Annotated in this window: 10 protein-coding genes; 8 read left to right on the top strand and 2 right to left on the bottom strand. The window is 53.5% G+C overall.

Annotated features, from left to right (window positions below):
• The first annotated feature begins 65 nt into the window (after positions 1-65).
• Entirely contained in the window at positions 66-476 is a 411-nt protein-coding gene (locus VEI50_13590; GenBank protein HXX76157.1) for a hypothetical protein, read from the top strand.
• A gap of 133 nt (positions 477-609) precedes the next feature.
• On the top strand, positions 610-1869 hold the full coding sequence (locus VEI50_13585; protein ID HXX76156.1) for an MFS transporter: 1260 nt from the start codon (positions 610-612) through the stop codon (positions 1867-1869).
• Positions 1870-1875: 6 nt separating this feature from the next.
• Here VEI50_13585 and VEI50_13580 read toward each other — a convergent pair whose 3' ends face one another.
• Positions 1876-2172 (bottom strand): hypothetical protein, encoded by a 297-nt coding sequence (locus VEI50_13580; GenBank protein HXX76155.1) that lies wholly within the window; start codon positions 2170-2172, stop codon positions 1876-1878.
• 163 nt (positions 2173-2335) lie between these two features.
• Here VEI50_13580 and VEI50_13575 point away from each other — a divergent pair, with 163 nt between their 5' ends.
• From VEI50_13575 to VEI50_13550, 6 genes are all read left to right on the top strand, one after another.
• Positions 2336-2707, top strand: a complete 372-nt coding sequence (locus VEI50_13575; GenBank protein ID HXX76154.1) for a DUF4359 domain-containing protein — start codon at positions 2336-2338, stop codon at positions 2705-2707.
• 338 nt (positions 2708-3045) lie between these two features.
• On the top strand, positions 3046-6585 hold the full coding sequence (locus VEI50_13570; protein ID HXX76153.1) for a vitamin B12-dependent ribonucleotide reductase: 3540 nt from the start codon (positions 3046-3048) through the stop codon (positions 6583-6585).
• Positions 6586-6731: 146 nt separating this feature from the next.
• Positions 6732-7139, top strand: coding sequence for a hypothetical protein (locus tag VEI50_13565; protein ID HXX76152.1), 408 nt, complete (start codon positions 6732-6734; stop codon positions 7137-7139).
• Positions 7140-7276: 137 nt separating this feature from the next.
• Positions 7277-7687 carry a hypothetical protein gene (locus VEI50_13560; GenBank protein HXX76151.1) on the top strand — a complete coding sequence of 137 codons (411 nt, stop codon included), beginning with the start codon at positions 7277-7279 and terminating at the stop codon, positions 7685-7687.
• Positions 7688-7689: 2 nt separating this feature from the next.
• A complete protein-coding gene (locus tag VEI50_13555; GenBank protein ID HXX76150.1) occupies positions 7690-8370 on the top strand; it encodes a septal ring lytic transglycosylase RlpA family protein in 681 nt (226 codons plus the stop codon).
• Positions 8371-8647: 277 nt separating this feature from the next.
• Positions 8648-9934 (top strand): hemolysin family protein, encoded by a 1287-nt coding sequence (locus tag VEI50_13550; protein ID HXX76149.1) that lies wholly within the window; start codon positions 8648-8650, stop codon positions 9932-9934.
• Here VEI50_13550 and ligA read toward each other — a convergent pair.
• Positions 9927-11954 (bottom strand): NAD-dependent DNA ligase LigA, encoded by a 2028-nt coding sequence (gene ligA, locus VEI50_13545; GenBank protein ID HXX76148.1) that lies wholly within the window; start codon positions 11952-11954, stop codon positions 9927-9929. The two genes, VEI50_13550 and ligA, sit on opposite strands and share 8 nt — an antisense overlap.
• Positions 11955-12118 lie beyond the last annotated feature (164 nt).

Genomic DNA, 12118 nt, shown 5'->3' with positions numbered 1-12118 from the left:
AAGACATCGTCGTCTCGTGATACGATGCGCTCCGTTGTCGCCTTTAGCGGGACGGTGCGTCGAGCATGAATTCTCCGCAACGGTTTGGCGTCAGCTTCTTCCTCAGTCTACTTTTCCTGTTCCCTGCATCAGGTGGGTGGACCAAAGACATCCTTCCTGTTGAACCTGATCTGAACACGCGGGTGGACGAGCTCTACGATCATGAAGCGCGCTTGTTTCTCATGCTCTATTCACTCCAGGGGAACGGCCAAGTCGATTACGTAACGGGGCGGATGGTGCAAGAGTACGCGCGCAGCAATTTCGGGAATCCGGTCTACCAGACAGAGGCCCATCCTCTCTTCTATTGGTGGAACCACACCATGTGGAATGATCCGGAACAGGACGGCGTCAACGGCAACGAACGGATCTATCAAGAGAACGTCGAATTTGACGTCTTACGCTATAAGCCGTGCACTTTTAATGGTCAGTCCTGTTGAGGTTGTAGACGACTCTGTCTAAATCCAATCGCCCGCTCGGGTTCTGGCTTCCCCCTTCAAAATTCCAGAAAGTTCTGATGACGGATTCTTCCCTAATGGTAGGCTGGAGCCGTATTCACTCTGGGTAGAATCGATGAGCGTAGGTTCTCTTCTTCAGATTCTTGCGAACCGTCGCATCGAGATCATGTTGCCTCTTGGCTTTGCTTCCGGCCTGCCATTGGCACTGACAGCCGGTACACTCCAGGCCTGGTTGACGGTCGTCGGTGTTGACCTGAAGACCATCGGGATTTTTACTCTCGTTGGTCTCCCATACACGATCAAATTCCTTTGGGCCCCGCTGATGGATCGAGTCACGCTACCTTGGTTGGGTCGGCGGCGCGGATGGATGTTGGTCACGCAGCTAGGTGTGGCCGTTGGTCTTGCCTTCATGGCACTGATTGATCCCCGTGATCGCCCAGAATTCTTGGGGGTCTTTGCTGTGCTCGTGGCATTTCTTTCCGCCTCGCTTGATATCGTATTCGACGCATACCGGACCGATGTACTTCGGCCTAATGAGCGAGGTTTCGGGGCTGCTGTGTGGGTGAATGGATATCGCTTTGCGCTATTGGTTGCCAGCGCCGGTGCATTAGTACTCGCCGATCACCTTGGCTGGCAGACCACCTATCTCGTGCTCGCTGCCGTGATGGCTACCGGAGTTGCAACGATCCTCGTCAGCCCAGAGCCGTCAGAAACTCGCGGGGCTCCAGCCACACTCGGAGAGGCAATCGGTGGTCCGTTGAAAGAACTCTTCGCCCGTTCATCCGTCTGGGGGTTCCTCGCGCTTATTGTGCTGTATAAGATCGGCGATGCCCTTGCCGCGTCTCTTCAGACGGCTTTTCTCATTGGAGGCATCGGATTTTCGATCAGCGAGGTGGGGTATGTGAAAGGGCTTGGCGTCGCGGCCACGTTGATAGGTGCGTTGGCAGGAGGCATCGCGATGGCGAGATTGGGGCTGGTTTGGTCACTTCTGGTCTTTGGCCTGCTCCAGGCCATTTCGAACTTGGGCTTTATGTGGCTCGCATGGATAGGAAAGAGCCATGTAGTCCTCGTGACTTCGGTTGTCGTCGAGAATCTGACCGGAGGCATGGGGACCGCCGCGTTTGTCGCGCTGATCATGTCGCTCTGCGACCATCGTTACACCGCTACACAGTTTGCTCTGCTCTCTTCCTTGGAAGCATTTGGACGGGTCTTTTCCGGACGTCCATCGGCAGAATTGGTTGCGATGGTCGGTTGGATTCAATTCTTCTTCCTGTCGTTTCTGATTGCATTGCCTGGTGTATGGCTGGTGTGGATCCTTAGAGTGAGACTTCAGTCTTCTCGTGAACTACAGGATGCGGATCAGTCTCCGACGTGAGGCGGTTTATGACGGCTTCAGTCTACGCTGGAGATAGAGAACGAACAGCATTAATGTAGGTAGAGGGGCCAGGAGGAAGGGGACGAGCCAGACCCAGAAGTTCTGCGCTCGCATGCGTGCTTGGTCAATCATCCACACAAACACCCAGATCACCAACCCCGCGTAATTGAGTGCCATCCATCGCGTCGTGTGAATTTTGAGGCCGCTGGCCGTGTCTGGGGCACCATGCACGAGGAATATTCCCAGGAAGAGCACAAAAAGTCCTAAGAGTGTCATAACGAGACGCTTGCTCCATACGAACATAGCTATCCTCCTGCTCAGGGTAATACGGCAGACATATTACGGGACGCCTTGTTGCGCGGTAGGCTAATCATGTGACAATACTTTGTCAAACAGAGTGGACTGACGAGGAGTCAGCACAGAGGAGCATTTGGGGGGAGGCAGGGGTACGTTAGGAGACAGGGGGATGAATCTTCTGCAATTACTGTGTCTTGTCATCGGGCTTTCAGCGGCGGTCGTTCTTGCGCTGACTAATCCGACCACGGAACAATATCTTTCTTTTGTTCAATCAGAATTGAGTCAGGCAATCGAGCGGATGGATTCCTCGACGCCAGAAAGAGAACGAACCGTCATACAGAACATTTTTCGAACCCATGGGCAGGAACTTATCCAAGGAGTGGTACGGCCGAACACAGTTCGCAGAAATTGGGGGTTGCTCTGTCGTTTTGAAACCAAGGTCCTGGATGTTCACATTGTTGTGCTTGGTATCGGCGGGCACTTTATTCCACTCAAGGGTGTCGACGAGGCGGTGTTAAGACTTGGGCGCCTGACTTTTTGACATCACCATCAGCATACAGATCATCTATCCGGAAAAAACAGTTCCAAGCCAGTCGCGAATTTGTGGATAAGTAGAGCAAAATTCGTGTCGAACGGCGTTGTGTCCGGCATTATAGTTATCCACAGCTTTTCCTCTCTTTCCACAGAGAACCCACAATATTTAGTGTTGACAATTAATTCCAATAGCTATATGTAGCTACTCCGCTACCGGGCTTTGGTTCAGGTCACGAAACATCTCATGGCGAAAGAGACTACTTGATTGAAACAGTGCTCTATTCAGCTTTCAGTCCCACAGGGCGCAATAGGCCAGTCAACCATACTGCTTGAGGAGGGTCGATCGTGAGAATAGAACGACGATTTACGCGTCGCGGACAAAGCCCCTATGAAGGCCTGGCGTTCGTGAAACGTTCCTCGGAGATTCGGAATCCCGACGGCTCGACTGTCTTCAAGCTCGATCAGATCGATATTCCGGAACCCTGGTCTCAGTTGGCCATCGACATTCTTGCGCAAAAGTACTTTCGGAAAGCTGGCGTTCCGCTCCGTGGTGAAGACGGCGGCCCGATTCTCGAACATGACGGCAAGCCGGTTTTAGGAGGCGAGCGCGATGCGCGACAGGTGTTCGAGCGATTGGCAGGCTGTTGGACTCACTGGGGAAAGGCCTACGGGTATTTCAAGACCCCGGAAGACAGCGACGCCTTTCATGACGAACTCTGTTACATGCTGGCACATCAAATGGCCGCGCCGAACTCGCCCCAATGGTTCAACACAGGTCTCCACTATGTATACGGGCTCAATGGACCAGCGCAGGGACATTATTATGTAGACCCGAAAACTCGCGAGGTCGTGAAGGCCACCAACGCGTTCGAACATCCGCAGCCACACGCCTGCTTCATTCAGTCGATCGAAGACGATCTCGTCAACGAAAATGGAATCATGGACCTCTGGGTGCGGGAAGCACGCTTGTTCAAGTACGGATCCGGAACTGGAACAAATTTTTCGAAACTGCGCGGGGACGGTGAGTCGTTGTCTGGAGGAGGTCGCTCATCTGGTTTGATGTCGTTCCTTCGTATCGGTGACCGCGCGGCCGGCGCCATCAAGTCAGGCGGAACGACCAGGCGTGCTGCCAAGATGGTCTGTTTGGATCTCGATCACCCGGATATCGAGGAGTTCATCGATTGGAAGGTAATTGAAGAGCAAAAGGTCGCAGCCATGGTGACAGGGTCCAAGATCTGCGCGGAACGTCTGAATGCTGTCCTCAAGGCCTGCCACGTGGTCGATAGTGCCGGGCAGATGAAGGTTGAGATTAACGCGAAGCAGAACCCGATCCTGAAGGAAGCTCTAGCGGCAGCGAGACGCGATGCGGTTCCAGAGGCCTATGTGCAGCGGATGTTTGCCTATGCTCAACAGGGATTCACCCATTTTGTATTTCACGAATATGACACTAATTGGGATGGCAAGGCCTATCAGACAGTCTCAGGCCAAAACTCGAACAACAGCGTCCGCATTCCCAATGAGTTTTTTGCTGCATTGGATTCTGATGGTGACTGGCAATTGAAGCGACGAACGGATGGGAAGGTGTCCAAAACGGTCAAGGCACATGATTTGTGGGATCGCATCGGCTGGGCTGCGTGGATTTGTGCGGACCCCGGCACCCAATACGACAGTACGATCAATGAATGGCATACCTGTCCGGAGGATGGCCGAATTAATGCGTCGAATCCGTGCTCGGAATACATGTTCCTCGACGATACGGCGTGCAATCTGGCTTCACTGAATCTCGGAGAGTTTTTTACCTCTGATGGTGGTTTTGAATTGGACAATTTCCGACACGCCGTCCGTCTCTGGACGATTGTGTTGGAAATCAGCGTGTTGATGGCCTCGTTCCCCAGCCGCTCGATTGCGGAAAAAAGCTACCACTTCCGAACGCTCGGTCTTGGGTACGCCAATTTGGGCACGGTTCTGATGCGGCAGGGAATTCCCTACGATTCTCCTAAAGCGTTAGCGATCTGCGGGGCCTTGTCTGCCATCATGACTGGTGAATCGTATGCGGCATCGGCTGAAATGGCGGCTGAGCTCTGGCCGTTTCCCGGCTATGCGAAAAATCGCGATGCCATGCTCCGGGTGATCCGCAACCATCGTCGAGCAGCCTATAACGCTCCTGATGAGGAATACGAAAACCTGACGATCAAGCCAATGGGTATTCATGCGGAACATTGTCCGCCGGAACTGCTGATTGCTGCGAGGCGCGCATGGGACCGCGCTCTGGAGCTTGGTACTGCTTATGGGTTTCGAAACGCGCAAGTCTCGGTCATCGCTCCCACTGGCACGATCGGGTTGGTCATGGACTGTGATACCACCGGTATCGAACCGGATTTTGCACTGGTGAAATTCAAAAAGTTGGCGGGCGGTGGCTACTTTAAGATTATCAACCAAAGCTTACCGCCGGCGCTGGCATCGTTGGGTTATGACGAATCTCAGATCCGCGAGATCGTGAACTACTGCGTGGGACGCCAGACCCTTCAAGGTGCGCCGTTCATCAACCACGAGACGTTACGACAAAAGGGATTTGATGATGCTGCTCTGGCCAGAATGGAGAGCGGGCTGGCACAAGCCTTCGAAGTTCAATTTACGTTCAATAAGTACACGCTGGGTGAGGAGTTCTGCCGAGGGAAGCTCGGGCTCACGGATGCGCAGCTGAATGAATCCAACTTCAATATGCTGAAGACGCTGGGATTCACGCAAGAAGAAATTGCGGCGGCGAACGACTACTGTTGCGGAACGATGACGGTCGAAGGTGCCCCGCATCTCAAGGCCGAGCATCTGCCCGTTTTTGATTGTGCGAATCGCTGCGGCCGCATCGGCCAACGATACATTCCTGTCGACGCCCATATCCGAATGATGGCTGCCGCTCAGCCGTTCATCAGCGGCGCGATCAGCAAGACCATCAATATGCCTGCTGATGCGACGCTGGAGGATGTTAAATCGGCGTACCTCTTTGCCTGGAAATCCATGGTGAAAGCGGTTGCGTTGTATCGCGACGGGTCGAAGTTGAGTCAACCCCTCTCCGCATCAACGGACGGCGGAAAGACAGCGGAAGCTGCTCCCGAAGTCCTTGCAGCGGTGGAAAAGATCACGGAGCGGGTTCTGGTTCGATACTTGGCCAAGCGTCGGCCGCTTCCAACACGCCGGAATGGCTATACACAAAAGGCGGTCATTGGTGGACATAAACTCTACCTCCGTACCGGTGAATATGAAGACGGAACAGTGGGCGAAATCTTTTTAGACATGCATAAGGAAGGCGCCGCCTTCCGCAGTCTGATGAACTGCTTTGCCATCGCGATTTCCCTTGGTCTTCAACACGGAGTGCCGTTGGAGGAGTTTGTTGAAGCCTTCGTATTCACCCGATTTGAGCCTAACGGACCGGTGAAACTCAACGATCGGATCAAGATGTCGACTTCGATCATTGACTATATTTTCCGCGAACTGGCCGTAACCTATCTTGATCGGTTCGATCTGGCGCAGGTCCAGGAGGAAGATCTGCGGATGGATTCGATGAAGAAGGATGAGCAAGATCCGGAATGCATGGAGGAGGAAGCAACTCCGGAAACCCTGGCATCGGCCTCAATCAGCACCGATCTGTTCCCGTCCAGACAGAACGTGACCTCACGACACCAGGGCAATGGCCATGGACACGGGAACGGGAATGTTGCGCACAAGGTCGAAATCAAGCGGGAAACGGTGACGCTCACAGCAGTACAGATTGCTCGTCAAAAAGGCTATGAAGGGGATCCTTGCACAGAGTGTAAGCAGTTTACGATGGTGCGGAATGGGACTTGTCTCAAGTGCGATACCTGTGGTGCCACAAGTGGATGCTCTTAAGACCGTCCCTTTAAAGGAACCAGTTCGTCCGAGCCCAAGTGTCAGATAGAACAGGAAGATTGGTATATCCCATATCCAATTCGTAGAAAGACCGGAGTCCTTGGAAGTGCGGATCCACTGAGTCTGGTCTGGCTAAGAGGCTATCTATGAGCACCACAATACGGGAACAGGGTATCGAAACGGTCCACGATCAGGTAGTCAGTCTGGTGGCTCAACGATGGGCCCAAGCCTTTCATTGTCGGGTCACCATTAAGACAAGTCTCGAACAGAATCCATGGGCCGATTCGAATCAACAGTGCGACATCGTCGGTTGGTATGTGACCTCTGGCGGAAATAGTATGGAATGGATGGCTGAAGTCGAAACGGCGGAAACACTTGTGAGTCTTGAAACCAAGACCCGCTGGCGCAAAGCGATAATCCGAGGGGTACCAATTTACCTCTTAGTGCCCCGTGGGGAGAAAGAACTGGCCCAGAAAATTGCCCAGGAAGCTGAGGTGTCATTCACGTGCATCTATGAGTACTCGTTTCTCAACGATGCCTGTCATGTGTTATAAGAGGTTTAAATTGGTCGGTGCAGCCCCCAATTGTCGTTGAAGATTCTGCTCGTAGTCGATAAAGGTTCCGGACTGATACTGACAAGGAGTCGCCGAGTTTTGTACGTGATGGACCGTCGCAATTTGGAGTGCTGTCGATGCCAACGACGACGCAACTCTTAATTAGTGAACAAAGCAAACCTGGCGTCATTGCTCAAGTGGCGTCCGTCTTGGGTGAAGCAGGGGTAAATATCAAGGCATTTTCTGCGCCTGAAGTTACTGGCACGGGAAAGCTACGATTCCTTGTAGCAGATCTGGATGGAGCCAGAGCTGCACTAAAAGCCGCAAAGATCAGGTTTTCCGAGGAAACGGCCCTGCTTCTGAGTTTAGAAAATAAGCCGGGAGCCTTGAAGGAGGTGGCGGATCTCTTAACCAAGGCGCGGATAAATATCAAATGTGGCTACTGCACCCCCTCGCGCGAAGGCAAACGAGCGATCGTCGTCCTCACCGTTTCGAATATAGAGAAGGCTCTCAACGTTCTTCGGGATCAATCACTTGATGAATTCTGACCATGTGGAAAGGGCTTGCTTCGGTCCGGTCCCGTCCATTAGCCCTAGCCCTCCTGGCCGTCAGTAGCTACCTGCTGGTTTCCTGTGGAGGAGCAGCTCCTCGGCCCACCTATTTCCCCGGTTATCCCATTGGCTATGTCGAAAGGGGGGTGGCATCCTGGTATGGCCCGGGATTCCACGGAAATAAGACGTCCAATGGTGAACGGTACGACATGTACAAGCTTACTGCAGCTCATCGGACCCTTCCCTTGGGGTCTGTCGCTGTCATCCGGTCCTTGACCACTGGGAAGCACGTGACGGTTCGCATCAACGATCGGGGTCCATTTGCCAAGGGGCGCATCGTCGATCTTTCGCTGGCCGGGGCCCACGCATTGGGCATGACTGGGGCAGGGACGGATCAGGTAGAGCTTCGTGTGGTCGGATATCAGGGTCGTACGGCTGATATGGGGGTTCTGAGAATTCAAGTCGGTTCCTTCGCCGATCGTCAGAACGCAGTGAGCCTGTTGGAACGACTCAGGACCAACTACCACGGGGGACGGATTGTGACGATCGAGCTTCCAGAGGGACGTCGGTACCGCGTTCAGGTAGGGGAGTTCATGACCGAGGCTCAGGCCCAAGCCGCAGCCTCGCGCCTCGAATCCTCCTTGGATATCCAGCCCTTTGTCGTGCGAGACGATACTTAGCGGAATATGGTAGCGGAGTTTCCCTTGAAATTATCAAGTGATGTGACGCAACCTTTTGATTTGTTAGATGGTTTTGATGATCTGCTTGCTGCCCCCCCCCTCCTATGATAAATGTAATCTCCTATGTACAGTACTGGGTCTCCAAGCCACTTCCTGGTTGACCAGGTTCTTCTAGCGCCACGGCATGTTCAGATGGCTGGGAGATCCGTTTTTTCACGCCGTGGATGCCTCTCATCGGCTTCAGCTATCGGTCATCCTTAATCAATTCTAGACTCACATGCTTGATGTCTTGATCCTACTCGGTCTAATTGTTCTTTCAGCCGTAATCTCAACGGCAGAGATCGGTTTTTTCGCGGTCAATGAGACGAAGCTGCGCGCTCTTGCCCAAAATGGAAGCAAGCGTGCCAAGATGGCGTTATACCTTCGGAGCGACCCCCAAAAGCTTCTGTCTACCATCCTGGTCGGGGATCGACTCATTGCGACCGCGACCCCAATGTATGCCACCTTCCTTACGCTCAATACGTTTGGAGGGGAACGAACATTTTTTAGTGACACAGTAGCCGTAGCCGTTGGGTTATTGACCTTCGTGCTTCTGGTATCCGTAGACGTCATTCCGAAAACCCTGGCGGCGAAGTTCGCCGTTCCTGTCACCCTCAGCATGGCCTATCCCGTCTACGGAGTTCAGCTGCTGCTGAAACCGATATTGGCGTTGATGGTACCGTTGATACACAAGCTGACTGGGGGGAAGGGACTGACCTTGCCCCTGGTGACTGAAGAAGAGCTCAAAATCATGTTGGACGAGGGAGGGAGAGCAGGGGCGATCGAGTTCGAGAAAGTTAAGATGATCAAGAACGTGTTTCAGCTTAAAGACATCACGGCTGAAGACGCCATGACGCCGCGCTTATACGTATTTTCTTTGGATGGGAATCTCCACCTCAAGGAAGCCCAAGATCTGCTCTACAATTCAAAATACTCCCGCATTCCTATCTACGATGGGACTTTAGATAACATCACCGGAATTCTCTATAAGACACGTGCGCTCACGGAATTGTCGAAGGGCGGATTCGAGATGAAATTGAGAGACATTGCCAACCCGGCCTTGTTCGTTCCGGCAGGAAAAACCGCCGACGACCTCATGAAGCAGTTTCAGCAGGACAAGCGGCACATGGCGGTGGTCGTGAACGAATTCGGCGGCGTCATGGGGATTGTCACCCTCGAAGATCTCCTCGAAGAGGTGGTTGGTGAGATCATGGATGAGACAGACATAACGGAAGAACTGATTAAGCGCCTTGGGAAAAATCAAATCCTGGTTCATGGAAGGACGGAAGTCCACAAAATCAATGAATTTTTGAAAGTCGATCTAGGAGACGAAGCGGTCACGATCAGCGGCCTTATTCAGGAGGAATTGGGCCGGATTCCGAAAGTTGGAGATGAGCTCAGGATCGGTAATTGCCGCATTCTGATCCATGAGGCAGACCCACGGTCCATTCGCAGCGTTCAAATAGTCCGGGAAGAAAAAATCCCCGCGCATATTGAAGCTCCCAATCTCGATCTGGTCAGTTAGATCGGCCTCCGGTCTGCCCGAGTAAGGTCACAAACTCTTCTTCCGAGAGGATGGATACTCCGAGTTTTTTGGCCTGATCCAGTTTTGATCCAGGATCTCGCCCCGCCACCACATAAGACGTTTTCCGACTCACCGCCGAAGAGATGGTTCCCCCTCGTTCTTCTACCAACTTAGCGGCCTCGTCACGGGTCAATTGATCCATCCCTCCTGTGAAGACAAATGTCTTTCCAGCCAACGACGTTGTCCCTCCCGTTCGCGCTTGCGCGATTGGATTAATCACGATGCCATTGGTGAGGAGGCGCTCGATCACAAGCCGGTTGTGGTCTTCCTGAAAGAAAAGAAAAAGGCTTGCGGAGATTTCAGGGCCGATCTCACGAACTAGCTGCAGACGTTCCTGCGGTGCCGCCATGATGGCGTGTAAGGTATGGTATTCACGGGCCAGCACTTTGGCTACATGTTGGCCGACTTGCCGGATGCCAAGCCCCATCAAAAAGCGATCCAGCGTCACAACCTTACTCCGTTCGATTGCCTCGAGGAGAAGCGTGGCAGATCGGTCGGCAAACCCTTCAAGCCCCATCAGCTGTTCTTTGGACAGATGATAGAGATCAGCCAGTGAACGAACGAGACCTCGTTCGACCAATTGCGCCACGGTCTTGTGCCCGAGTCCTCCGATATTCATCGCAGCTTTCGAGGCGAAGTGCTCAATCGCTCCCTTGAGCTGTGCCGGACAGACAGTCGTGCCTGTGCAGTAGTAGTAGGCCCCTTCCCGCGCCACGGTCGATCCACAAACGGGACAGTGGACCGGTATGGCAAATGGTTCAGCGCGTTGCTCACCGCTCACCGGCACGCGTTCCGCGATCGCCGGGATAACATCGCCGGCCCGCTCAACCTTTACCGTGTCGCCGATTCGAACATCCTTCCGCGCAACTTCATCCGCATTGTGGAGGGTCGCTCGACTGATAGTTACGCCACCGACCTCCACGGGTTTGAGTAAGGCAATAGGCGTAAGAGTGCCGGTGCGTCCCACCGACACCACGATGTCCTGAATCGTCGTGATTTCTTTGCGGGGGGTGAATTTGTATGCGACGGCCCACCGCGGACTTCGGGACTTCACACCCAATCGCTGTTGCCACTCTCGTTGGTTTATCTTCACCACTACGCCGTCGATCTCGTACGAGAGGGTGTCACGCACGGCTTCAGTTTCATGATGGAACTTCATGACGTCATCAATAGACCGACACAGTTGTCGGTGCATTGGGACAGGTAGCCCCCAACGGGACAACGCTTCTAGCTCTTCCCAATGTGTGGGCAATGGCGAGCCGGACGAAGCCATGACTTCATAACAAGTAACGACCAAGGGCCGTTGCGCTGTCACGCTCGAATCCAGTTGCCGTAAGGAACCGGACGCTGCATTGCGGGGATTAGCGAATGTCTCGCCTTCTCGTTCGGTCATACGGCGGTTCAAAGCCTGAAAGTCGTCGAGTCGCATGTAGACCTCTCCGCGTACGACCAAATGGGCAGGAAATTCCGATTGGGGTTGAAGTTGGAGAGGTAGCGATCGGATCGTTCGGAGATTCACGGCCACATCCTCTCCGGTGATTCCATCGCCTCTCGTAGCACCTCGTGTGAACAGACCGTGGTCATAAACGAGTTCAACCGACAGGCCGTCATATTTCGGTTCGGCGGTGTACTCCACCGACGAAGCATGGAGTTCTCGTTTCATTCGCTGATCGAAAGCGATGACTTCAGCTGAATCAATAATCGAGTCCAAGCTCAACATAGGTTGTTCGTGTGGTACCTTAATGAGTTCGTCCAATGGTGGGGCACCGACACGCTGGGTGGGAGAATCCGGGGCTACCAGGTCCGGGTTTGCCTGTTCAAGTTCGGTCAGCTCTCGAAACAGGCGATCGTATGCGGTGTCGGAAATCTCCGGTCGGTCCTTGACGTAGTACAGATAATCATGCCACCGGATTGCCTTACGCAGAGCGATGATACGGGAGGGAATGTCGGAAGTGGCCATGAGGGAGGAACCTCGGTCGCTGGTCGACCGTACCATAGGGGTAGGAAGCTGGTCAAACGATCGAAACAGCCGTATTCGCTTTGACTTTCGCAGCGTTAGCCACTATTCTATCAAATCCTCGGTAAGGTGCCTGTTTTGACTGACAGCCGGTGCGTTTTCCGGGC

This window comes from Nitrospiraceae bacterium, from assembly GCA_035623075.1.
GTDB lineage: Bacteria > Nitrospirota > Nitrospiria > Nitrospirales > Nitrospiraceae > DASPUC01.
This window is presented reverse-complemented; position numbering and strand designations above follow the sequence as displayed.